Genomic DNA, 22682 nt, shown 5'->3' on the forward strand with positions numbered 1-22682 from the left:
GTGTCTCCTTGGGCTGCGCCGGGCGGGATGCCAGGGCGTTGCGCGCGGTGTTTAGCTGTCGCGCGCAATAACGAAACGCGCAGCTTCCTTCAAGGTTGCAGCGTTTTCGCCATAATGTGACAACGCGGCGCAAGCCTCGCCGCACAGCGCGTTTGCGCGGGCTTTTGCTTCTTCCAGACCCAGCAGCGAGACAAAGGTCGCCTTGCCGGCGTCGGCGTCCTTGCGCACGGCTTTGCCGACCTTGGCGGCATCGCCTTCCACATCCAAGATGTCGTCAGCGATCTGGAAGGCAAGGCCAAGGGCGCGTGCGTATTGCCGCAGCGGTGCCGGGTCCGCACCCGCCAGCACGGCGCCGGCGGTGGCGGACCATTCGATCAGGCAGCCGGTCTTGCGGCCCTGCAGCCTGGTGATCTGGTCCAGCGTCAGCGGTTCGGCAGCACTTTCCGCTGCAATATCAAGCATCTGGCCAGACACCATACCGTCCTTGCCGGAGGATTGCGCCAGATCGCGGATCAGGGTCAGCGCATGGGGGCCAACCTTGGGGTTTGCCAGCAGTTCAAAGGCGAAGGTTTGCAGGCTATCGCCTGCCAGCACCGCCATTGCCTCATTCCATTTCCGGTGCACGGTCGGCTGGCCGCGGCGCAGGTCATCGTCGTCCATGCAGGGCAGATCGTCATGCACCAGGGAATAGGCGTGGATGCATTCTATGGCGAGCGCCGCCTCGATGGCTGCGTCTTGCGGCACGCCGTGCAGACGGGCGCTTTCCAGCACCAGAAAGCCGCGCAGCATCTTGCCGCCGGTGATGGCATAGCGCATGGCGGCGTGCAGTTCGTCACTTCCTGCCAGCCGCAGCTCCGTATGCGCGGTGATGCGGGTCTGTGCGTCTTTCAGCGCCTCTGTAAAGGGGCGCGTCTGGGTGTCTGCGGCGGCGGTCATGAGTTAGCCGGCGTCCAGCGGCTGGGTGCCCTTGGGGGTGCCGTTAGCGTCCAGGGTGATCGCGGCGACCTTTTCCTCGGCGCGTTTCAGCTCATCTTCGCAGCGTTTCTTCAGCGCCGCGCCGCGTTCGTACAGAGCGATGGAGGCATCCAGCGCCACGTCGCCGCGCTCCAGCTGGTCCACCACGCCTTCCAGCTCACGCATCGCCTGTTCAAAGCTCATCTGGTCTACGGGGGTCTCAGTCATGCCGGTGCCTTTGTCAGTTCTTCCACATGCGCGCGGGTTGCCGCGGCCAGCGCGTTCAGATCATATCCGCCTTCCAAAGTCGAGACGATACGGCCCCCGCAGAGTTCGCTTGCGAGTTTGCAGAGTTCGGCGGTGAGCCAGGCGAAATCCGCGGTCGCCCAGTTCAGATTGGCAAGCGGGTCGTCCTGATGAGCGTCAAAGCCCGCGGAGATGATGATCAGCTCCGGATTGAAGGCGCGCAGGCGGGGGAAGGCCTGGCCCTCATAAGCGGCCTGCATCTCTGCCCGGCCGGAGCCCGGCGCCAGCGGCATGTTGAGGATCTGGCCATCAGCGCCGTCCTCATCCGGGCGCCCGGAGCCGGGCCAGAGCGGCATCTGCTGGCTGGTGATCACCAGCGCGCGCGGCTCGTCCCACAAGAGGTCCTGGGTGCCGTTGCCGTGGTGCACGTCGAAGTCCACCACCGCCACGCGGCTGAGGCCGTGATGGTCCAGCGCGTGTTTGGCGGCCAGGGCCGCATTGCCGAACAGGCAGAAACCCATTGCAGTGTCTGTTTCCGCGTGATGCCCCGGCGGGCGCACCGCGGCAAAGGCGTTCTGCACCTCGCCGCCCAGCACCATGTCGACGCCGCGCACCACCGCGCCGGCAGCCCGGAAAGCCGCGTCCAGCGAGCCGGGGGACATGAAGGTGTCGCCGTCGATCTGCGCCCAGCCCTCCGCCGGGGACGCCTTGCGCAGGTCCGAGAGATAGGACGCCGGATGGATGCGCAGGATGTCGTCTTCGGCGGCCATCGGCGCGGTGACCCGCTTCAGGTCCAGCGGCTCCAGCGCGTGCAGGATGTGCTCCAGCCGTGCCACCCGTTCGGGGTGGCCTTCGGGTGTGAGGTGATTGAGGCAATCCGCGTGGGTGATCAGGGCGGTGGTCATGGGCGTGTTCCTCCGGCTGCGGGGCTTGGCGCGACCCTAGGGGGCGGGGGGCTGTGGCTGCAAGGGGAATCACGGGGTGGCATGCGTGCACCGCCTGTGCACTCCCCCGGTGCCATTTCGCCGGACGGATGGGGGCACTGCCCCGGCCCTGCGGAGTGGGGCTCTGCCCCGTTCGGCCCTGAAACCGTCCCCCGGACGGTTTCCAAGACGGGCCTCACCCCCCGGGATATATTTGGCAAGAGGAAAGCAGGGAAGTGTTAGTCGGGCGCCAGCATGTAGCCCGCGCCGCGGACCGTTTGGAGGTATTGAGGCTGTTTCGGGTTCGGCTCGATCTTGCGGCGCAGGCGGGTGATCTGGACGTCCACCGCGCGCTCCTGCGCCTGGCCGCGGTCGCGGCCCAGATCCTCGACCAGCTTGGTGCGGGAGACCGGCTCGCCGGGCTGGGCCGAGAAGATTTTCATCAGCTGGCTTTCGGTGCCGGTGAGGCGGATCAGCTCGTCACCCTGCCACATCTCGCCGCGCTCGATGTCATAGCGGATCGTGCCCAGATGCAGCACCTTGGGGGCAGCCTCTTGTGCAACCGTGTCCGGCATCCGCCGCAGGATGGCGTTCACCCGCAGCAACAGCTCCTTGGGCTCGAAGGGTTTCGGCAAATAGTCGTCCGCGCCGGCCTCCAGCCCCGCGATGCGGTCCTCGGTCTCGCCCTTGGCGGTCAGCAGCAGGATCGGGGTGGTCATGGTCTCGCGCAGCGATTGGGTCAGCGAGATGCCGTCCTCGCCCGGCATCATCACGTCCATGATGATCAGGTCGAAATCCAGCCCCGCCAGCACCCGCCGGGCATGGGCCGCATCGCGCGCCGCGGTGACCAGGAAGCCCGAGCGCATCAGAAATTTCTTCAGCAGGCCGCGGATCCGCTCATCATCGTCAACGATCAGGAGATGGGCGTCATTCATGCTCATGCACCCGTTTCCCGCAGCTTGGCATAGGCGCGGCGCATGTCGGCGTCCATCATCGCCTCCAGCACCTTTTTGAAACCCTGCACCGCTTCGGGGCCTGCGTCCTTGTAGGCGGCGCGCATCCGGGCGCGCTGGGCGTCCGACAGGGTGGCTTCCAGCGCTGCGCCCTGTTCGGTCAGGTAGAGGTGGCGTTCGCGCTTATCCAGCTCGCCCACTTTGCTTTCGACCAGGCCGTCGCCGATTAGGGTGCGCAGCACCCGGTTCAGCGATTGCTTGGTGACGCCCAGAATGCTGAGCAGGTTGTTCACCGTGGTGCCGGGGGAGCGGTTGATGAAATGGATCGCCCGGTGGTGCGCCCGGCCATAGGATATTTCCGCGAGGATCCGGTCCGGATCGGCAGTAAAGCCGCGGTAGGCAAAGAACATCGCCTCGATCCCCTGGCGCAGCTGCTCATCTGTCAGAAACAGCAGGCTTTCGCCGCTGTATCCCTGCCCTGTCCGGCCTTCAGGCATTCGGTGCCCCCTCATTTGTCTTGCCGGTCAGTTTATGTCAGTGTTGTTGACATTCCAAGGGTGAAGATGTATCGAATCCCAGCTTTGGCGCAATATTATGTCCGTTGCGGCCGTAAATTGCGCAATTATTGAAAATCACCGCAGAGTTTCAGGAGGGTGCGGCATGGCAGGTTATGACGACCGCGACGGTGTGATCTGGATGGATGGAGAGCTGGTCGACTGGCGGGATGCCAAGGTGCATATCCTGACCCATGCGATGCATTATGCCTCCTCCGTTTTCGAAGGCGAGCGCGCTTATAACGGCAAGATCTTCAAGAGCCGGGAGCATTCCGAGCGCCTGATCGCCTCGGCTGAGGCGCTGGATATGCCGATGCCCTATACCGTCGATCAGATCGAGGCGGCGAAGGAGGAAACCCTCAAGGCCTCCGGCCTGCAGGACGCTTATGTGCGGGCGCTGGTGTGGCGCGGGTCGGGTGAGGACATGGGCGTGGCGTCGGCCAAGAACCCGGTCCGGATGGCGATCGCGGTCTGGGGCTGGGGCGCCTACTATGGCGATGCCAAGATGAAGGGTGCCAAGCTCGACATCGCAGAATGGAAACGTCCGAGCCCGGAAACCATTCCGGTCCATGCCAAGGCGGCGGGCCTCTACATGATCTGCACCATCTCCAAGCACAAGGCGGAGGCCAAGGGCTGCTCCGACGCGCTGTTCATGGACTGGCGCGGTTATGTGGCCGAGGCCACCGGCGCCAACGTGTTCTTTGTGAAAGACGGCGAAGTGCACACCCCGCTGGCGGATTGCTTCCTCAATGGCATTACCCGCCAGACCGTGATCCAGATGCTCAAGGACAAGGGCATTACTGTGCACGAGCGCCGCATCAAGCCGGAAGAGATGGAAGGCTTTGAGCAGTGCTGGCTGACCGGCACCGCCGCCGAGGTGACCCCGGTCGGGCAGATCGGTGAGTACACGTTCGAGGTCGGCGACCTGACCCGCGAGATCGCCGAGGACTACGAGAAACTGGTCCGCGCTTAAGCGCCCGCCAGGACAGACCGGAAAACCCCCGCCTGCGTGCGGGGGTTTTTCTTTGCGGCTGCAGGACTGCGTGGCATGTCGCAGCACATAGCGGCTAACTCCCTTTTCCTTCACAGTTCCAATTAGTGTGCCATAGTCGGGCATATTGCTGAAAAGTCATTCCAGGGCATGCTGCGTGCTGCTGCCCGATAAGGAGGAGCAGGAACGCGATGGACCTGAGCATTGCCTACGTAAGTTATTTTGAGCTGGGCCTGCGGCTGCTGTGCGCCGCGGCTGCCGGGGCGCTTTTGGGTCTGGACCGGGAGCTGCGGCACCGCAAGGTGGGCATGCGGACCTACATGATTGTTTCGCTTGGGGCGGCGGGATTCACGCTGATCACCATGGAAATGTCGATGGAGGCGCTGAACCTTGAGATGGGGGCTGACCCCACCCGGATCATGCAGGGGCTGGTCGGGGCGATCGGCTTTCTCGGCGCCGGGGCGATCATCCAGGGGGACGAGCGTGTTGGAGGTATGGCGACCGCAGCCAGCCTGTGGGTGGCCGGAGGCGTCGGCATGGCTTCGGGACTTGGGTATTATGTGCACGCGGTGCTGCTGGCAGCGGGCGCGGCCGGCATTCTGGCGATGAGCCGGCTGATGAGCAACCGCGGGCGCAAGGACCGGCCGGACATCCATGACTGACGTCGTGCAGGAGCATTGCCGCTAGGCTGCGCCGTTCCTGCGGCTGTGGCGAGGCTTTGCCTGAGCGTTCACATTCCCTTGCAGATCGTCCGGGACCATGGACGGCGGGTGCCAGACGCCTAACATCAAGGCCATGTTGGATCTGCTCAGCGATATCCTCACCCGGCTGTCCCTCAGGGGGACGCTTTATTTCCGCACCTCCTTCACCCCGCCGTTCGGAATCCAAGTGCCGGATTACGAAAACGTAGCGCGGTTCCACTTCGTTCAGCGCGGCGAGCTGAATGTGCATGTGCCGGCGAGCGGCGAGACGCTGCGGCTGAAGCAGGGCGATTTGGTGCTGATCCCGCATGGCGCGGCGCATATGCTGCTGTGCAACGAGGTGCAGCCGCTGGAGGCGCTGCCGTTGGAGCAGGTGCTGCAGGAGGCGGGCTATGACGGCGGCGGGGTGCTGGTCTATGGCGGCGCGGAGGAGGTGCGCGATACCCGGCTGATCTGCGGCCATTTCTCCTTTGCCGCGATGCCGGGGCGGCGCGGTGCCGGGCATATGCTGATCGACCGGCTGCCGCCCCATATCGTGATCGAGAACTACGGCGAGGCTGCCGGGGCCTGGATCGAGGCGACGCTGCGGATGATCGGCTCCGAGGTGCAGGGTGCCCGCATCGGCGGCGATCTGATTGCGCTGAAGCTGTCCGAGGTGCTGTTTGCACAGGCGATCCGCGCCTATCTGGAGCATCAGAGCCCCAGCGGATCGGCGCTGGCTGGGTTTGCCGACCCGCGCATCTCGCGGGCGCTGACGGCGTTTCACCAGGCGCCTGCCAGGGAGTGGAGCGTGGAAGGGCTGGCGCGCGAGGCCGGGATGTCGCGCACCGCCTTTGCCCAGGAGTTCACCGCCAAGATGGAGGTGACGCCGATGCAATACCTGACCAGCTGGCGGATGCAGATCGCCTGTCAGGGGCTGGCGGAGCAGGGGCTGAACGTGGCCGATGCGGCGGAGATTGCCGGCTACGCGTCCGAGGCGGCGTTCTCGCGCGTGTTCCGAAAACAGGTGGGCATGTCGCCTGCGGCCTACCGGCAGCAGCATGCAGCGGCCTGACTTGCTGAGGCGTCCGCAGTTTGGACGATCTGCATAGTTTGCGGGAGGATCTGAAATTCACCGTCCGGGATGACTGGGCCAATCTGGGGGCAGAGCCGTTTCAGCGGCCAAGACACCTCAGTAACAAGGACCTGAGCCATGCCCCTGCGTTTCGTGACCCGTACCATCCATGCCTATCTCGACTATCCCGTGGCCGTCGCCCTGATGGGGCTGCCGTTTCTGCTGGGTCTCGGCGAAAGCAATCCGCTGGCGCTGTGGCTGTCGGTGGCAACCGGCATCGCCGCCTTGGTGCTGACGGTGCTGACCGACCATCACCTCGGCCTGATCCGGGTGCTGCCCTACAAGCTGCACCTGACCGTTGACCTGATTGTCGGGATCACCTTTCTGGCAGCCCCTTTTCTCTTCGGCTTTGCCGGGCTTGATTCTGCCTTCTACTTGCTGAATGGGGCTGCGGTGGTTGCGGTGATCTCGCTCACCGCGCCGGAAGAGGCCGAGGAAGCCTCTGCCTGACCGTTATTGGCGCAAGAGCCAGTCCACCACTGTCTTGGCCCGGCCCTGTGCGCTGGGCCAAAGCACATAGAACCCCTGGTCTCCCAGGCGCGGTGCCTGCCACAGGATTTCCAGCGGCTGGCCGCCCAGGAAAATGCGCGGTACCAGGGCAATCCCCTGGCCGTTCATCGCAGCATCCATCGCCAGTGCGGTCTGGTTGAATTGCAGGACCCGGCCCTTGGCGGTGAGCCCCTCCTGCCGCAGCAGATGGTCCCAGTGCCGGTGCCCGTCCTGGATCAGCGTATGCTGGGCGAGATCAGCCAATTCCAGAACTTTTTCCTGTGTTAGAGCCGAATCCGGCCTGGCCACGGCCACCAGATCCACCAGCGACAGGAGGGCGGAGTTCAAACTGCTTTCCTGCGGTTTGCTGCCCTGGCGGATGGCAATGTCGATGCCGTCGCGCTTGAAATTTGTCAGGTTTTCCTCGGCGACCACCCGCAGGTCGATGTCCGGGTGCCGCGCCTCGAATTCCGGCAGCCGGGGCACCAGCCATTTGGCGGCAAAGGAGGGCGGCACCGACAGCGTCACCCGCTGTACAGCCGGGGCCAGCTTGTCAGTCGCCTCCCGGATCAGCGTCAGGGCCTGTTGCACCGGCGCATGGTAGCTGCGCCCGGTGTCAGTCAGTGTCAGCCCGCGGGCGTGGCGGTGGAACAGCTTGTGTCCCAGATCCGCCTCAAGCCGCCGCACCTGCTGCGCCACCGCACCTTGGGTCAGGTGCAGCTCCTCCGCCGCGCGGCCGAAGTTCAGGTGGCGGGCGGCAGCGTCGAACATCCGCAGGGCGTTGAGGTTGGGAAGGCGCATCGGGTCTCAGCCAGTAGATTTCCTACAGTCTGGCGTGATGAGACATGATTGGTCAAGCGCGGCTGCAACGGCCATCTTGGAGGCAAGCAAAGGAGTATGGATATGACCAAGGTTGCTCTCTTCACCGCCGCGGGCAGCGGCATGGGCGCGGATGCTGCCCGCCATCTTCATTCGCAGGGGTATGAGGTTGCGATCCTCTCCTCCTCCGGCAAGGGAGAGGCCCTGGCGCAGGAGCTGGGCGGGGTAGGCCACACCGGCTCCAACCTGGAGCAAGGCGATCTGCAGGCGCTGGTGGACAAGGCGATGGATCGCTGGGGGCGGATTGATGTTCTGGTCAATTCCGCGGGCCACGGGCCCAAGGGCGATATCATGGAGATCAGCGACGATGACTGGCATCAGGGGATGGAATACTACCTGATGAACGTGATCCGTCCGGCACGGCTGGTGGCGCCGATCATGGCGGCGCAGGGCAAGGGGTCGATCATCAATATCTCCACCTTTGCGGTGTTTGAGCCGGATCCGCTGTTCCCTACCTCCGGCGTGTTCCGGGCCGGGCTGGCGAGCTTTACCAAGCTGTTTGCAGACAAGTTTGCAGGCCAGGGCGTGCGGATGAACAACGTGCTGCCGGGCTTTATCGACAGCCTGCCGGAGACTGAGGACCGCAAGGCGCGGATCCCGATGGGCCGCTATGGCGCTGCTCGTGAAGTGTCGGCGCTGATTGCCTATCTGGCCTCGGATGATGCGGCCTATACCACCGGACAGAACATCCGCGTTGACGGAGGACTGACCCGTGCAATCTGAGACGGGCTGCCTGGGGCACAGGCTCAACTGGCGCAAAACCCCTTGTTAGAGCCTGTTATCCACCCTTGGGGTCTATCATCGGCTTGGCCTTGCCGCGCTGCAGGCCCAGCCGGTGCTCGCGCCAGATCACCAGCACATTGCCGGCGATGACCAGCGCTGCGCCTGCCAGCATAACCAGCGTCGGCCACTCATCGAACCAGACGTAGCCGATGACGATGGCAAATATCATCGAAGCGTAATCGTAGGGCGCCAGCATCGAGGCCGGAGCAAAGCGGTAGGAGGAGGTGACCAGGATCTGCGCCACCCCGCCCACCAGCCCGGCGCTGACCAGCAGCGCGGCGGTTTGCGCATCCGGCATCACCCAGCCAAAGGGCGCGGTCAGCAGCGCGAGGCCGGAGGCGGTCAGCGAGAAGTAGAACACGATGGCCGCGGTATGCTCCGACTGCACCATGCGGCGGATGTGGATTTGCACGAAGCCGCGGGCGACGGTGGCGGCGACCACCAGCAGCACCCCCAGCATGGCGCCATCCTCCAGATCGCCGCCAAGGCGGGGCCAGATCATGATCAGCACACCCAGCAGGCCGATGGCCACAGCGCTGATCCTTACCATGCGGATGGTCTCGCCCAGGAACAGCGCTGCCAGAATCAGCGTGAAGATCGGGGTGGCGTATCCGATGGCGGTGACCTCAGGCAGCGGCAGCAGCGCCAGCCCCATGAAAGTCATCCCCATCGCCGAGGTGCCGACCAGCCCGCGCCACACGTGAAACATTGGCTTTTTGGTGATCAGGCCGTGCCGCAGCTCTCCGCGCGCGACGAGCCAGGCGACGATGACCGGGATAGCAAAGAAGGAGCGGAAGAACACGGCCTCTCCCGCCGGCACGGTTTCGGAGGTGGCCTTGATGATCCCGGACAGCGCGGTGAACAGCGCAATTGCGGTCACTTTCAGCAGGACCGCCAGAACAGGCCGATGCGATGTTAAGGATTCCGCCATGGCGCGACCCTGCGCCCAAGCGCCGCAAAGATCAATGGCTTGATTTCGGCACGCGGGGGCGCGCAAATGGCGCCGACAGATGAAGGAGCCGCCGATGTATGACGCCAACCACCTGATCCGCCAGCTGCACGTGTCGTCCCTGGGGCGGGAGGACGATGTCTTTGCCAGGCTTCCCGGTGGCGGCACGGTTACCTTTGGCGCGCTGTTTGCCGGGGCGGAGCGGATGGCGGCGGCGCTAGCGGGCCAGGGGGTGCAGCCGGGGGACCGGGTGGCGGTGCAGGTTCAGAAAACCATCCAGGCGATTGAGCTTTACCTGGGTACGGTGATGGCGGGCGGCATCTTTCTGCCCTTGAACACTGCTTATACCGGGCCGGAGGTCGCCTATTTCGTCGGCGATGCAACGCCCCGGGTGGTGGTCTGCGATCCTGCACGGCGGGAGGAGATCAGCGCGGTCTCCGGGGAGGCCAAGGTGCTGACACTGGATGCGGCGGGGCAGGGCAGCTTGCGGGATCTGGCGGACGGGCAGGGCGGCTTTGATCCGATGGCCCGGCAGGCGGATGATCTTGCGGCGATTCTCTACACCTCAGGCACCACCGGCCGCTCCAAGGGTGCTATGCTGAGCCATGATAACCTTGCCTCCAATTCGCTGACCCTGCGGGATTACTGGCGGTTCACCAAGGACGACGTGCTGATCCATGCGCTGCCGATCTTCCACACCCACGGGCTGTTTGTGGCGACCAATGTGGCGCTGTTTGCGGGTAGCCAGGCGGTGTTTCTGCCGGGGTTCGATGCCGATGCCATTCTTGAGGCGATGCCCAACGCCACGGCGCTGATGGGGGTGCCGACGTTCTATACCCGGCTGCTGGCGGATGACCGGCTGACGCCGGAGCGCGCTGCAAATATGCGGCTTTTCATCTCCGGCTCCGCACCGTTGCTGGTGGACACCCACGAGCAGTGGGAGGCCCGCACCGGCCACCGCATCCTGGAACGCTACGGGATGACCGAAACCAACATGAGCACGTCGAACCCCTATGACGGAGAGCGCCGGGCCGGCACTGTCGGTTTCCCGCTGCCTGGGGTGGCGGCACGGGTGATCCGGGACGGAGCTGAGGTGCCCGCCGGAGAGATCGGTGTGCTGGAGGTGCGCGGGCCGAACGTGTTTCAGGGCTATTGGCAGATGCCCGAAAAGACGGCGGAGGAGCTGCAGCCGGACGGATGGTTCATCACCGGCGACATGGCGAAGGTTGATGCCGATGGCTATGTCACCATTGTCGGGCGCGAGAAAGATCTGATCATCACCGGCGGCTTCAACGTCTACCCCAAGGAAGTGGAGAGCCTGATCGACGACCTGCCTGGCGTGCTGGAAAGCGCGGTGATCGGGGTGCCGCATCCAGACTTTGGCGAGGGTGTGGTGGCCGTGGTGGTGCCGGAGGGTGAGGGCACCAGCGCGGCGGCGATCAAGGCGGCGCTGTCCGGGCAATTGGCCAAGTTCAAGCAGCCCAAGGAGATCCTCCTGCTGGACGCGCTGCCGCGCAACACCATGGGAAAGGTGCAGAAGAAAGCCCTGCGTGAGGAATTCGCAGAGCTGTTTGGTTAGTACCTGATCCGCCCGGCCGATAGGCCGGGCTGCGCCTGCCTGCCCACGGCAGGCGCATTCGCGCCCGCCCAGACAGGCGCAGCCCTCAAGTCTTAAGACGAGTGCGCTGCCGTATGCGCCTCTTCCTCGCGCCATTCCCGCACCGCCTGCACCAGGATCTGGAAGGCGGAGTTCAGGAACAGCCCGCCCATGATCCCGGCCACAATGAGGTCGGGCCAGCCGGTAGCGGTGCCCCAGACGCCAAGCGCCGCGATCATCACCGCTACGTTACCGATGGCGTCATTGCGCGAGCACAGCCAGACCGAGCGCACATTGGCGTCGCCGTCCTTGTAGCGTGCCAAGAGCAGCACCGAGATCAGGTTGGCCGCCAGCGCCATGAAGCCGATCACCCCCATGATATGGGCCTGCGGCACGCCGACGTAAAACACCTGATAGATCGTGGAGCCGAACACCCAGAGTCCCATCAGCAGGAGGCTGATTCCCTTGCCGAGTGCCGCCAGCGCGCGGGTGCGCAGGGTGGCGCCGATCACCGCCAGCGAGATGCCATAGGTCAGCGCATCGCCCAGAAAGTCCAAGGCGTCCGCCTTCAGCGCCTGGCTGCCGGACAGCTGGCCCGCGCCCATTTCCACCGCGAACATGCCGGCGTTGATGGCGATCACCAGCCAAAGCCTGCGTTTGTAGTCCGCCGATACCCCGTCAAACCGGGCCTCATGATTGCAGCAGCCTGCCATTGCTCTTGTCCTCATCCCTGATTCGAGATCAATTTAGGGCCTCTAGTCACTAGAGCATCAAGAGGTCATTGCGATGTTTTCCATCGGTCAGCTGTCCAAGGCCACCGGCGTGAAGGTTCCGACCATCCGCTATTACGAGGAGATCGGCCTGCTGCCGGAACCGGGCCGCAATGCCGGCAACCAGCGCCGCTACGGGCAGGACGGCATGCAGGCGCTGGGCTTCATCAAGCACGCCCGGGACCTTGGCTTTTCGCTGGAGGACATCAAGGCGCTGATGGGGCTGGACGGGCAGCTGGGCGATGATTGCGCCGAGGCCGACCGGCTCGCCCGCAGCCAGCTGCGGAACGTGCGCGCGCGGATTGCGAGGCTGGAGCGCCTGGCCGCGGAACTGGAGCGGATCAGCCACCTGTGCGACGGCGGCAATGGCGGCTGCTGCAAGGTGCTGACCGCGCTGGGCGATCACAGCCAATGCGCAAGTGAGCATGATTGAGGACGCAGGCTGAGAGGAATTGCCCGAACTGCACTCGGGCAAACTCCTTTGTTAGAGCCTGATCTTTAGCCGATGCGGCCCTGGTTTTCGCCGATCTGACCGCGGTGCAGCAGCAGGTGGTCCAGGATCACGCAGGCCATCATTGCCTCCGCCACCGGCACCGCGCGGATGCCGACGCAGGGGTCGTGGCGGCCCTTGGTGATCACCTCGGTGGCGGAGCCGTCCTTGCGGATCGACTTGCGCGGGGTGAGGATCGAGGACGTCGGCTTCACCGCAAAACGCACCACCACATCCTGCCCGGTGGAGATGCCGCCGAGGATGCCGCCGGCGTGGTTGGAGGAGTATTCGGGGCCGTTTGCGCCCATGAAGATCTCGTCAGCGTTTTCCGAGCCCTTCAGGCGCGCGGCGTTCATGCCCTCGCCGATCTCGACGCCCTTCACGGCGTTGATCGACATCATCGCGGCGGCCAGATCGGTGTCGAGCTTGCCATACACCGGCGCGCCGATGCCGGCGGGAACGCCGCGTGCCACCACCTCGACCACGGCGCCAACCGAGTCATGCGCCTTGCGCAGGGCTTGCAGGTAGTCTTCCCACTCCTGAACCGCGCCTGCGTCGGGGATCCAGAAATCATTCTGTTCAATCGCGTCCCAGTCAAACCGGCTGCGGTCGATCTCCAGCTCACCCATTTGGGTCATGTAGCCCTTGATCTCCAGCCCCGGCACCAGCGCCTTGATTGCTTCACGTGCAACACCGCCGGCCGCAACCCGCGCTGCGGTTTCGCGGGCAGAGGACCGGCCGCCGCCGCGGTAGTCGCGGTTGCCGTATTTCTGGAAATAGGTGATGTCGGCGTGGCCCGGGCGGAAGGTCTGGGAAATCTCGCCGTAGTCCTTGGAGCGCTGGTCGGTGTTTTCGATCATCAGCTGGATCGGGGTGCCGGTCGATTTGCCCTCGAACACGCCGGACAGGATCTTGACCGCGTCGGGCTCGTTGCGCTGGGTGGTGTTCTTGTTCTGGCCGGGGCGGCGCTTGTCGAGCCACTGCTGCAGCATTTCCGGTTCCAGCGGCACATTCGGCGGGCAGCCGTCGACGGTGGCGCCTAGCGCGGGTCCGTGGCTCTCGCCCCAGGTGGTGACGCGGAAGAGGTGTCCAAAGCTGTTCATCGACATGCGGCGCGGTCTCCTTTGGGCCGTGCTTAGCGGGCGGGGGCCTGTCTCTCAAGAGGTTTCCTGTGCGGCAAACCGGGCAGGGGCGCTGCCCCCGCCGCCTGCGGCGGCTACCCCGGGATATTTTCAGCCAGAAGAACAGGGGATCCCGGTTGCGGGCGGTCCAGTTTGCCCGGAGCATAGGTCCTGACGGCGCTTTGGCTTGTTATTGCTGCATCCTGGGTCTAATGTCCGCGCCACCTCGGGGTGCGCCTTGGCGCTGAGATGACACCCGTTGAACCTGAACCGGATCACACCGGCGGAGGGAAGGTACTGGACAGCCTCCACCCTTGCCCAAAGCCGCAAAGGAGGATGGCATGAAACATCTTGCATTTGCAGCGGGACTGCTCGGCGCCTCGGCAGCGTTTGCCGACACGCCCGAACTGGTCGTTTACACCTATGACAGCTTTGTTTCCGACTGGGGCCCGGGCCCGGCGGTGGAGAAAGCCTTTGAAGAGGTCTGCGGCTGCGACCTGAAGCTGGTCGGCGCGGGCGACGGCGCGGCGCTGCTGGCGCGGGTCAAGCTGGAGGGCGAACGCTCGGACGCTGACGTCGTGCTGGGCCTCGACACCAACCTGACCTCGGCGGCCAAGGAAACCGGCTTGTTTGCCGAGCATTCGGTCAGCGCCGATTACGCGCTGCCGGTTGAATGGAACGACGCGACCTTTGTGCCCTATGACTGGGGCTACTTTGCCTTTGTCCATAACGCTGACGCCGCGGCGCCTGCGGATTTCAAGGCGCTGGCCGCCAGCGACAAGAAGATCGTGATCCAGGACCCGCGCTCCTCGACCCCCGGGCTGGGCCTGCTGCTGTGGGTGAAGGCGGCCTATGGCGATGAGGCGCCGGAGATCTGGAAGGGTCTTTCCGACAATGTCGTGACCGTGACCAAGGGCTGGTCCGAGGCCTATGGCATGTTCCTGGAGGGCGAGGCTGACATGGTTCTCTCCTACACCACCTCGCCTGCGTATCACCTGATTGCGGAGGAAGATGGCTCCAAGGCGGCGGCGGCCTTTGATGAGGGCCATTACATGCAGGTGGAAGTTGCCGGCAAGCTGGCAAACAGCGACCAGCCGGAGCTGGCGGACCAGTTTCTGGCCTTCATGGTGTCGGACGCGTTCCAGTCGGTCATCCCGACCACCAACTGGATGTATCCGGCGGTGACACCGGCGGCGGGTCTGCCGGAAGGATTCGACACCCTGATCGCGCCGGAGAAATCGCTGCTGCTGAGCGAGTCTGAAGCGGCTGAGGTCCGTGATGCGGCGCTGGGCGAATGGCTGGACGCGCTCAGCCAGTAAGCGCCTTTCCCGGGATCAGCGCAGCCCTGCTGGTGGCTGCGCTGATCTTGGGGACGCTGGGGGCTGTGGCCCTCAGGGCGGAGGCCGGCAGCGGGTTTGGCGCCAGTGACTGGGCCGCGCTGCGGTTCACGCTGACACAGGCAAGCCTGTCGGCGCTCTTGAGCGTCGGCCTTGCCGTTCCCGTCGCCCGCGCGCTGGCGCGGCGGCGGTTTCCGGGGCGGAGCCTGTTGATTGCCCTGTTGGGCGCGCCGTTCATCCTGCCGGTGATTGTTGCCATTCTTGGCCTGTTGGCGGTCTTTGGCCGCGCTGGCTGGTTGAGCCAGGGGCTGATTTCCCTCGGGTTAGAGCCTGTTCAGATCTACGGCCTGCACGGGGTGGTGCTGGCGCATGTGTTTTTCAACCTGCCGCTGGCGACCCGGCTGATCCTGCAAGGCTGGCAGGAGATCCCCGCCGAACGCTTCCGCCTGGCGGCGCAGCTCGATGCCGGGCCGCTGGCGATGTGGCGGCTGCTGGAAGGGCCGATGCTGCGGCGGGTGGCGCCGGGGGCGCTGGCGGTGGTCTTTGCCATTTGCTTGTCGAGCTTTGCGGTGGCGCTGACCTTGGGGGGCGGCCCCCGGGCCACCACGATTGAGCTGGCAATCTATCAGGCGTTCCGGTTTGATTTCGACCTGGGCCGGGCGGCGCTGTTGTCGGGCCTGCAGCTACTGCTGACAGGCGCCGCCGCGATGGTGGCGCTGCGGGTTTCGGCGGGTGAGGGTTTTGGTGCCGGGCTGGACCGCGTGGTGCGGCGCTGGGACGGGCAGAGCGCCTCGGCGCGCGGCCTGGATGGCTTTTGGATTGTGCTGTCCGCTGCCTTTCTGCTGCTGCCGCTGACGGCAATTGTGCTGGCCGGGCTGCCGGGGCTGGCGGGCTTGAAAGGCACGGCCTGGCAGGCTGCCGGGACCTCCATTCTGGTGGCTGCGCTCAGCACCGTGATCCTGCTGCTGCTGGCCCTGCCGATGGCCGCCGCCGTGGCGGCGGGGCGGAACGGCGTGACCGAGCTGTCCGGTATCCTGGGGCTTGCGGCCTCACCGCTGGTGATCGGCACCGGGCTGTTCATTCTGATCTACCCCATAGCCGATCCGTTTGCGCTGGCGCTGCCGGTGACGGCGATGGTCAATGCGGTGATGGCGCTGCCTTTCGCGATGCGGATCCTAGTGCCGCGGGCGCGCGAGGTGCTGGCGCGTTATGGCCGCCTGTCGCTGTCGCTGGACATGCGGGGCTGGGCTTTTGTCCGGCGGGTCTACCTGCCGCGGATGCGGGCGCAGACGGGGTTTGCCGCCGGGCTGGCGGCTGCGCTGTCGATGGGCGATCTGGGGGTGGTGGCGCTGTTTGCAGATCCGGACTTCGCGACGCTGCCGCTGCAGATCTACCGCTTGATGGGGGCCTACCGGATGGAAGCGGCTGCGGCTGCGGCGCTGCTCTTGCTGATTCTGTCGATGGGGGCATTCTGGATCTTGGACCGCGGGGGACGCTGGCATGCTGAGGCTTGAGACCTGCCGGATCATGAACGGCGATTACGCGGTGGAGGCGGACCTGGAGATCAGCCCCGGCGCTTGCGTGGCGGTGATCGGCCCGTCCGGTGCCGGGAAGTCCACGCTGGTGGAGGCGGTTGCCGGTTTTCTGCCGGTCACCCGCGGGCGGATTTCGTGGAACGGGTCGGACCTGACGCACAGGCCGCCGGGCAAGCGTCCGGTGGCGATGCTGTTTCAAGACGGCAACCTGTTCCCGCATATGACTGTGGCGCAGAATGTGGGCTTGGGGCTGCATGCGAACCTGCGGCTGAGCCAGACGGAGTGGAGCCGGGTGGACGCGGCCTTGGAACGGGTCGGGCTTGGCGGCATGGGCGCGCGCAAGCCAGCGGCGCTGTCGGGCGGCCAGCAGAGCCGGGTGGCCTTGGCGCGGGTGCTGGTGCAGGGGCGCGATATTCTGCTGCTGGATGAGCCCTTTGCGGCGTTGGGGCCGGCCCTGAAGACGGAGATGCTGGACCTGGTCGCGGAGCTGGCGCGCGAGAACGGCGCGACAGTGCTGATGGTCAGTCACGATCCCAATGACGCGCGCCGGATTGCCGATCAGGTGGTGCTGGTGGCGGAGGGCAGGGCTTATCCGCCGAGAGCGACGGCGGAGCTGCTGGATAACCCGCCGCCTGCCCTGAAGGCGTATTTGGGGTAGTCTTTGGCCGGGCCGCTTGTGGCCAGGCCTGCGCCCGCCTGCTCCCGGGCGGGCGCAGGCCTCTGTTTTATGCGGCCCGCGCCGTTTCCCGCGTTTTGGTGATCATCAATGCGGCACTGGCGGCTTCGTTGCCTTTCTGCACGAAGTGCGCGCGGTAGATCGCGTTGTGATGCTCCGTCTCCTGATACTGATGCGGGGTCAGCGAGACCGAAAGCACCGGCACCCCGGTGTCCATGCTGGCGCGCATCAGACCGTCGACCACGGCCTGGGCCACAAAGTCATGCCGGTAGATGCCACCGTCGACGACTAGCGCAGCGCAGGCGACGGCGGCGTATTTGCCGGTCCTGGCCAGCTCCTGTGCCAGCAGCGGCATCTCGAAGGCTCCGGGGGCGTCGAACACGTCGACCTGATCCGCCGGGATCAGCTGGAGGAAGCCTTCCAGCGCGCGGTCGACAATATCTGCGTGCCATTGCGCCTTGATGAAGGCGTAGCGGGTGTGTGTCATGTCGTAATCTCCTTGTGTGTCTGACACGTCACCCAAGGCGATCACGAACAGACGGGCGTACGCCTGGCGCCGCCCTTCTGCACGTTCTCTTCCATCCGGACTGTGACCGTCGGCTCTGGAGTTGCACCAGATCTGCTGACACTTCCGAAACCTCGGAAGCCGCTCGCGGGCTTGCGGGACGTGCCCGCTTACCGCCGGTGGGGAATTCCGCCCCGCCCTGAGAACGCCGGGACTGTGGCAAGCGGCGGGGATTTCTGCAAGCGGGAATTGCGGCACGGTGTCAGGTCTCGACCAAGTCGTAGTGCTTGATGGTGCGCGACTCGACCAGCTCAGCCTCGGCGGGGTCGATGTGCGGGCTGGTGTAATCCTCGCCCACGAAGGCCTTGAGGGAGGCCAGGTCCTTCCAGACCATGACAAAGCTGAATTCTCGCGGGGTTCCGGCGCGCGGCGCGCCGGGCAGGACAGAGACGATGCCGTCGGTGCCTTTCATCAGCGGGATTGCTGTTTCATGGAAGAACTTGCTGAACTCGGCTTCCTTGCCCGGACGGATGACAACCTGGAATATTCGCATGATCATTGGGGGTCTCCTGCCACTTGTTACACAGACCCAGTTTAACACAGTGCGGTGATTGCCCCTTCCCCTCAGGCCCGCTTGCATTAGGCTGCGGCCAAACAGCGGAGGATTTTCCATGAGGCTCACCTATTCCCAAGCATCACCCTTTGCCCGCAAGGTCGTTGTGTTGCTGCATGAAACCGGGCAGGCGGACGATGTTGAAATCTTTGATGTCACTACCACGCCCTTGAAGCCCAGCCCGGATGTGAAGGCCAGCAACCCGCTGGCCAAGATCCCGGCGCTGGAGCGCAATGACGGGCCGGCGCTGTATGACAGCCGGGTGATCTGCGCCTATCTGGACGAGCGCGCGGGCGGCAAGCTGTATGGCCGCGGCTGGGACAGCAAGGTGCTGGAAGCAACCGCTGACGGGATCATGGATGCGGCCGTGCTGATGTCCTATGAAAAACGGCTGCGCCCAGAAGAAAAGCAGTGGGACGGCTGGCTGGACGCACAGCAGAGCAAGGTTCTGGGCGGCTGCGCGGCGCTGAATGCGCGATGGATGAGTCATCTGCGGGGGCCGTTGGATATCGGACAGATCGCGGTGGCCTGCGCGCTGGCCTATGTGGACTTCCGCCACCCGGATACAAACTGGCGCCAGGGCAACGAGGCGCTGGCTGAGTGGTTTTCCGAGTTCGAATCGCGCCCGTCGATGCAGGCGACAAAACCGCCTGCGGCGTGAGCCCAGCCTCTTGAAACGGACGGGTGCCGCAACGATATGGGTGCGGCACTGTCACACAGGCGTGACAGAATTGCCTTCTGCGGCTTTCTGCGCGCCCATGACCGCTGGACGAACGGCTCTCTCCCCGCTAGACACGCGCCAGAGTCACTGCGAGCAATCGCGGTGCATGCGCATGTTTGCCCTAAACGGGCGCTGGAATTGGAGAAAACCTCGTGTCCCACGCAGAAGACCACGAAGGAACCCGGAGAGATTTCCTCTACTACGCCACTGCCGGCGCCGGGGCAGTGACCGCGGGTGCCGCCGTATGGCCCCTGGTCAACCAGATGAACCCCTCCGCCGACGTTAAAGCGCTGTCCTCGATCCTGGTCGATGTCAGCGGCGTGGAAGTAGGCACGCAGATTTCGGTCATGTTCCTGGGCAAGCCGGTGTTCATCCGCCGCCGCACCCAGGAAGAGATCGAGGCCGCCCGTGCCGTGGAGCTGTCCGACCTGATCGACCCGCGGTCGGAAAACCCGAACAAACCGGGCACCGACGCGGCGGACGTGAACCGCACCATGGATGACGCCGGCGAATGGCTGGTGATGATGGGTGTTTGCACCCACCTCGGCTGTGTGCCGCTGGGCGACGGTGCCGGCGAATTCAACGGCTGGTTCTGCCCCTGCCACGGCTCGCACTACGACACCGCAGGCCGCATCCGCAAAGGTCCGGCGCCGGAGAACCTGCACGTGCCGGTGGCTGAGTTCACCGACGCCAACACCATCAAGCTGGGATAAGGAAACGCGCTCATGTCCGGTATTCCCCACGACCATTACGAGCCGAAGACAGGCGCAGAGAAGTGGCTGCACAGCCGCCTGCCCATCGTCGGCCTGATCTATGACACCATCATGATCCCCACCCCCAAGAACCTGAACTGGTGGTGGATCTGGGGCATCGTCCTGGCGTTCTGCCTGGCGCTGCAGATTGTCACCGGCATCGTCCTGGTGATGCACTACACCCCGCATGTCGATATGGCGTTTGCCTCCGTCGAGCACATCATGCGCAACGTGAACGGCGGCCATATGCTGCGCTACCTTCACATGAACGGCGCTTCGCTGTTCTTTGTTGCTGTCTACATCCACATCTTCCGCGGCCTGTACTACGGCTCCTACAAGGCGCCCCGCGAGATCACCTGGATTGTCGGCATGCTGATCTACCTGCTGATGATGGGCACTGCCTTCATGGGCTACGTGCTGCCGTGGGGTCAGATGTCCTTCTGGGGCGCCACCGTGATCACCGGCCTGTTCGGCGCGATCCCCTTCATCGGTGAACCGATCCAGACCTGGCTCTTGGGCGGACCGGCGGTGGACAACGCCACCCTGAACCGCTTCTTCTCGCTGCACTACCTGCTGCCCTTCGTGATCGCAGCGCTGGTGATCGTGCACATCTGGGCCTTCCACACCACCGGCAACAACAACCCGACCGGCGTTGATGTCCGCAAGGGCTCCAAGGAAGAAGCCAAGAAAGACACCCTGCCGTTCTGGCCGTACTTCGTGATCAAGGACTTCCTGGGCCTGGCCGTGGTGCTGGTTGTGTTCTGGGCGATTGTCGGCTTCATGCCGAACTACCTGGGCCACCCGGACAACTACATCGAAGCCAACCCGCTGGTGACGCCCGCGCACATCGTTCCGGAATGGTACTTCCTGCCGTTCTACGCGATCCTGCGTGCCTTCACCTCGGAAGTCTGGGTTGTGCAGTTCGCATCCTTCATCACCGGCGGCATCGTGGATGCGAAGTTCTTTGGCGTGATCGCCATGTTCGGCGCGATCCTGGCGATGGCCCTGGCGCCCTGGCTGGACACCTCGCGCGTCCGTTCGGGCCGCTACCGTCCGATGTTCAAGTGGTGGTTCGCGCTGCTGGTGATCGACTTCTTCGCCCTGATGTGGCTGGGCGCGATGCCGGCGGAAGAGCCTTATGCATCGTTCTCGCTGATCGCATCGGCCTATTGGTTCGGCTACTTCTTCGTGATCCTGCCGCTGCTGGGCGTGATCGAGAAGCCGCTGCCGCAACCGGCGACCATCGAAGAGGATTTCGAGGCCCACTATGGCAAGAAATCTTCTGCTGAAGCCACTCCTGCCGAGTAAGAAGAAGGAACACCTAGCAATGTTCAAGAAACTGGCAACCGGTGCCGCCTTCGCTCTGGCCCTGATCCCTGCTGCGTCTTTCGCAGCAGGCGGCGGCGAGCAGCACATCACCGACTACGACTTCTCGTTCGAGGGGCCGTTCGGCACCTATGACCGCAACCAGCTGCAGCGCGGTCTGCAGGTCTACACCGAAGTCTGCGCAGCCTGCCACGGTCTGAAGCTGGTGCCGATCCGCACCCTGTCGGACGAAGGCGGCCCGCAGATGCCCGAAGATCAGGTGCGCGCCTACGCAGCTGACAACTTCAGCGTCTACGATCCGGCACTGGACGAAGACCGCCCGGCCAAGCCGGTCGATAACTTCCCGGAGAACAACAACGCCGGCGCCCCGGACCTCAGCATGATGGCCAAGGCGCGTGCGGGCTTCCACGGCCCCTACGGCCTGGGTCTGAACCAGCTGTTCAAGGGCATGGGCGGTGCCGAGTACATCGCCTCGCTGCTGGCAGGTTACACCGGTGAGGAAAAGGAAGAGGCTGGAACCATCTTCTATGAGAACACGGCCTTCCCGGGCGGCTGGATCTCGATGGCGCCGCCGCTGTCGGATGAGCAGGTGGAATACGCCGACGGCCACGCCAACGACGTGGAAGCCATGTCGCAGGACGTCGCGGCCTTCCTGATGTGGACCGCCGAGCCCAAGATGATGGCGCGCAAGCAGGCCGGTTTTGTCGGCGTGCTGTTCCTGACCGTGCTGTCGGTGCTGCTGTATCTGACCAACAAGAAGCTGTGGGCGCCGGTTAAGGGCAAAGAGTGATCCCTGGCTGGCTGACAGCTTGAAACAAGGAACCCCCGCAGAGTTCTGCGGGGGTTTTTATTTCTTGAGGGCGCGGCCCGGCAGATTATGCCAGCGGGCTGACCGTCAGGTGGGGGAGGCCGTTTGAGGTCTTCTGCGGCGAGCGGTCGTCTGCATTGATGACTGCCGACACCCGGTGGCGCCAGGATGAGAAGCTGTCGAATTGGACCACATCGACGGGCGCGTCGAACTGCAGCGTGACCCGCCGGTGGCCGCTGCTGCCGCAAGCGGCGAGACCGTGGACATAACCGGTGAACGGCTGTCCCAGGTAGCGGCCTGCGACCCGCATGCCGACCTGAAGCTCCGGCGTGTTGGACGCGCGCGCAGAGAGAGTGTTCCAGTCGCGGAAGCCATAATACTGGGCGATCCGTTCCAGTGCGGTGCTATGGCTGATGGGCTGGCCCTGAGCCACGGAATGCTTGCGCAGCAGGCGTGCTTCGGCCTTGAGCTGCGGAACGGCCGGAAGGGCAGAGTGTGTCTGCATGGATGTACCTTTCGCAATAGGGTGCATTTGCCGTTGCAGACAGGGCTCGCGTTGCTGTCCGGGCGTGCACCCAGGCGTCAGGAAGTCTCCTTATCCGGATTTCACCATGGCCAGAGGCCGCGAGCGGCAGGTATCCGGGACCGTGGCAAGGTCATAGCGTGGCCAGTGCCGGGGCGCAAATCTTTAAAGACTGGGCCTGCCGGGGCAGTTGCGTCGGCGCCACTCCTCTCGCGCTGGAACTCTTGCGCCTCGCTTCCTGTCTGTGACACGCTTGACGGACTGGAAGGCAGAGGCGCACACTTTAAAGGTTGTATTTTTACGAGTGGGAGGAGTTGCAATGTCCGGTCAATCGAATGCAGAGATCCTGCGCGAGGCCATGGACCGCTAGAA

26 protein-coding genes and 2 riboswitches are annotated in these 22682 nt (G+C 64.6%); of the genes, 14 read left to right on the forward strand and 12 right to left on the reverse strand.

What is annotated here, in order from left to right; genetic code table 11:
• Positions 1–51 precede the first annotated feature (51 nt).
• The 5 genes from ACXAED_RS08310 to ACXAED_RS08330 form a co-directional block, all read right to left on the reverse strand.
• Positions 52–936 (reverse strand): polyprenyl synthetase family protein, encoded by an 885-nt coding sequence (locus ACXAED_RS08310; RefSeq protein ID WP_475048649.1) that lies wholly within the window; start codon positions 934–936, stop codon positions 52–54.
• A gap of 3 nt (positions 937–939) precedes the next feature.
• Positions 940–1182, reverse strand: coding sequence for an exodeoxyribonuclease VII small subunit (locus ACXAED_RS08315; protein WP_019297546.1), 243 nt, complete (start codon positions 1180–1182; stop codon positions 940–942).
• Positions 1179–2105, reverse strand: a complete 927-nt coding sequence (locus tag ACXAED_RS08320; RefSeq protein WP_475048652.1) for a histone deacetylase family protein — start codon at positions 2103–2105, stop codon at positions 1179–1181. Before ACXAED_RS08320 ends, ACXAED_RS08315 begins: the two co-directional genes overlap by 4 nt.
• A gap of 257 nt (positions 2106–2362) precedes the next feature.
• Positions 2363–3064, reverse strand: a complete 702-nt coding sequence (locus ACXAED_RS08325) for a response regulator (protein ID WP_475048654.1) — start codon at positions 3062–3064, stop codon at positions 2363–2365.
• On the reverse strand, positions 3061–3573 hold the full coding sequence (locus ACXAED_RS08330) for a MarR family winged helix-turn-helix transcriptional regulator (protein WP_475048657.1): 513 nt from the start codon (positions 3571–3573) through the stop codon (positions 3061–3063). The genes ACXAED_RS08325 and ACXAED_RS08330 overlap by 4 nt, the downstream gene beginning before the upstream one ends.
• Positions 3574–3736: 163 nt before the next feature.
• On the opposite strand from ACXAED_RS08330, the gene ACXAED_RS08335 reads away from it, so the two are divergent.
• From ACXAED_RS08335 to ACXAED_RS08350, 4 genes are all read left to right on the forward strand, one after another.
• A complete protein-coding gene (locus ACXAED_RS08335) occupies positions 3737–4603 on the forward strand; it encodes a branched-chain amino acid aminotransferase (RefSeq protein ID WP_475048660.1) in 867 nt (288 codons plus the stop codon).
• A gap of 209 nt (positions 4604–4812) precedes the next feature.
• Positions 4813–5283 (forward strand): MgtC/SapB family protein, encoded by a 471-nt coding sequence (locus ACXAED_RS08340; protein WP_475048663.1) that lies wholly within the window; start codon positions 4813–4815, stop codon positions 5281–5283.
• A gap of 133 nt (positions 5284–5416) precedes the next feature.
• A complete protein-coding gene (locus ACXAED_RS08345) occupies positions 5417–6376 on the forward strand; it encodes an AraC family transcriptional regulator (RefSeq protein ID WP_475048665.1) in 960 nt (319 codons plus the stop codon).
• A 138-nt stretch (positions 6377–6514) separates the two neighbouring features.
• On the forward strand, positions 6515–6886 hold the full coding sequence (locus ACXAED_RS08350) for an SPW repeat domain-containing protein (RefSeq protein WP_475048667.1): 372 nt from the start codon (positions 6515–6517) through the stop codon (positions 6884–6886).
• Between the two features lie 3 nt (positions 6887–6889).
• Here the strand turns inward: ACXAED_RS08350 and ACXAED_RS08355 are convergent, their stop codons facing one another.
• The gene (locus ACXAED_RS08355) at positions 6890–7726 is read right to left on the reverse strand and encodes a LysR substrate-binding domain-containing protein (protein ID WP_475048670.1); all 837 of its coding nucleotides are present in this window, start codon (positions 7724–7726) and stop codon (positions 6890–6892) included.
• Between the two features lie 96 nt (positions 7727–7822).
• Here ACXAED_RS08355 and ACXAED_RS08360 point away from each other — a divergent pair, with 96 nt between their 5' ends.
• Positions 7823–8527 carry an SDR family oxidoreductase gene (locus ACXAED_RS08360; RefSeq protein ID WP_475048672.1) on the forward strand — a complete coding sequence of 235 codons (705 nt, stop codon included), beginning with the start codon at positions 7823–7825 and terminating at the stop codon, positions 8525–8527.
• Between the two features lie 55 nt (positions 8528–8582).
• Here ACXAED_RS08360 and ACXAED_RS08365 read toward each other — a convergent pair whose 3' ends face one another.
• Positions 8583–9518 (reverse strand): DMT family transporter, encoded by a 936-nt coding sequence (locus ACXAED_RS08365; RefSeq protein WP_475048673.1) that lies wholly within the window; start codon positions 9516–9518, stop codon positions 8583–8585.
• 94 nt (positions 9519–9612) lie between these two features.
• On the opposite strand from ACXAED_RS08365, the gene ACXAED_RS08370 reads away from it, so the two are divergent.
• Positions 9613–11115, forward strand: a complete 1503-nt coding sequence (locus tag ACXAED_RS08370) for a malonate--CoA ligase (protein WP_475048674.1) — start codon at positions 9613–9615, stop codon at positions 11113–11115.
• 92 nt (positions 11116–11207) lie between these two features.
• Here ACXAED_RS08370 and ACXAED_RS08375 read toward each other — a convergent pair whose 3' ends face one another.
• Positions 11208–11846: a cation efflux transmembrane domain-containing protein gene (locus ACXAED_RS08375; RefSeq protein WP_475048677.1), complete on the reverse strand. Its 639-nt coding sequence runs from the start codon at positions 11844–11846 to the stop codon at positions 11208–11210.
• A 73-nt stretch (positions 11847–11919) separates the two neighbouring features.
• Here ACXAED_RS08375 and ACXAED_RS08380 point away from each other — a divergent pair, with 73 nt between their 5' ends.
• Positions 11920–12336 carry a MerR family transcriptional regulator gene (locus ACXAED_RS08380; protein WP_475048678.1) on the forward strand — a complete coding sequence of 139 codons (417 nt, stop codon included), beginning with the start codon at positions 11920–11922 and terminating at the stop codon, positions 12334–12336.
• Positions 12337–12401: 65 nt separating this feature from the next.
• Here the strand turns inward: ACXAED_RS08380 and aroC are convergent, their stop codons facing one another.
• Positions 12402–13502, reverse strand: coding sequence for a chorismate synthase (gene aroC, locus ACXAED_RS08385; protein WP_475048680.1), 1101 nt, complete (start codon positions 13500–13502; stop codon positions 12402–12404).
• 229 nt (positions 13503–13731) lie between these two features.
• A riboswitch (TPP riboswitch) is annotated at positions 13732–13823 on the forward strand.
• A 32-nt stretch (positions 13824–13855) separates the two neighbouring features.
• Here aroC and thiB point away from each other — a divergent pair.
• The 3 genes from thiB to ACXAED_RS08400 are packed head-to-tail and all read left to right on the forward strand — an operon-like array spanning position 13856 to position 17044.
• On the forward strand, positions 13856–14833 hold the full coding sequence (thiB, locus tag ACXAED_RS08390; protein WP_475048683.1) for a thiamine ABC transporter substrate binding subunit: 978 nt from the start codon (positions 13856–13858) through the stop codon (positions 14831–14833).
• Entirely contained in the window at positions 14809–16365 is a 1557-nt protein-coding gene (locus ACXAED_RS08395) for a thiamine/thiamine pyrophosphate ABC transporter permease ThiP (protein WP_475048684.1), read from the forward strand. The genes thiB and ACXAED_RS08395 overlap by 25 nt, the downstream gene beginning before the upstream one ends.
• The gene (locus ACXAED_RS08400) at positions 16352–17044 is read left to right on the forward strand and encodes a thiamine ABC transporter ATP-binding protein (RefSeq protein ID WP_475048686.1); all 693 of its coding nucleotides are present in this window, start codon (positions 16352–16354) and stop codon (positions 17042–17044) included. Before ACXAED_RS08395 ends, ACXAED_RS08400 begins: the two co-directional genes overlap by 14 nt.
• A 67-nt stretch (positions 17045–17111) precedes the next feature.
• Here the strand turns inward: ACXAED_RS08400 and ACXAED_RS08405 are convergent, their stop codons facing one another.
• Positions 17112–17549: a 6,7-dimethyl-8-ribityllumazine synthase gene (locus ACXAED_RS08405; protein WP_475048687.1), complete on the reverse strand. Its 438-nt coding sequence runs from the start codon at positions 17547–17549 to the stop codon at positions 17112–17114.
• Between the two features lie 79 nt (positions 17550–17628).
• Positions 17629–17778, reverse strand: a riboswitch (FMN riboswitch).
• A gap of 51 nt (positions 17779–17829) precedes the next feature.
• Positions 17830–18126, reverse strand: a complete 297-nt coding sequence (locus ACXAED_RS08410) for an antibiotic biosynthesis monooxygenase family protein (protein ID WP_475048688.1) — start codon at positions 18124–18126, stop codon at positions 17830–17832.
• A 112-nt stretch (positions 18127–18238) separates the two neighbouring features.
• Here ACXAED_RS08410 and ACXAED_RS08415 point away from each other — a divergent pair, with 112 nt between their 5' ends.
• The 4 genes from ACXAED_RS08415 (at position 18239) to ACXAED_RS08430 (ending at position 21769) form a co-directional block, all read left to right on the forward strand.
• On the forward strand, positions 18239–18841 hold the full coding sequence (locus ACXAED_RS08415) for a glutathione S-transferase (protein WP_475048690.1): 603 nt from the start codon (positions 18239–18241) through the stop codon (positions 18839–18841).
• A gap of 212 nt (positions 18842–19053) precedes the next feature.
• Positions 19054–19614 carry a ubiquinol-cytochrome c reductase iron-sulfur subunit gene (gene petA / locus ACXAED_RS08420; RefSeq protein ID WP_475048691.1) on the forward strand — a complete coding sequence of 187 codons (561 nt, stop codon included), beginning with the start codon at positions 19054–19056 and terminating at the stop codon, positions 19612–19614.
• A 12-nt stretch (positions 19615–19626) separates the two neighbouring features.
• Complete coding sequence (gene petB / locus ACXAED_RS08425) at positions 19627–20961, forward strand: cytochrome b (RefSeq protein ID WP_475048693.1); 1335 nt, start codon at positions 19627–19629, stop codon at positions 20959–20961.
• 19 nt (positions 20962–20980) lie between these two features.
• Positions 20981–21769, forward strand: a complete 789-nt coding sequence (locus tag ACXAED_RS08430; RefSeq protein WP_475048696.1) for a cytochrome c1 — start codon at positions 20981–20983, stop codon at positions 21767–21769.
• A gap of 85 nt (positions 21770–21854) precedes the next feature.
• Here the strand turns inward: ACXAED_RS08430 and ACXAED_RS08435 are convergent, their stop codons facing one another.
• Positions 21855–22292, reverse strand: a complete 438-nt coding sequence (locus ACXAED_RS08435) for a glyoxalase superfamily protein (RefSeq protein ID WP_475048698.1) — start codon at positions 22290–22292, stop codon at positions 21855–21857.
• Between the last annotated feature and the right edge of the window lie 390 nt (positions 22293–22682).

This window comes from Leisingera sp. ABM4_103, from assembly GCF_056158685.1.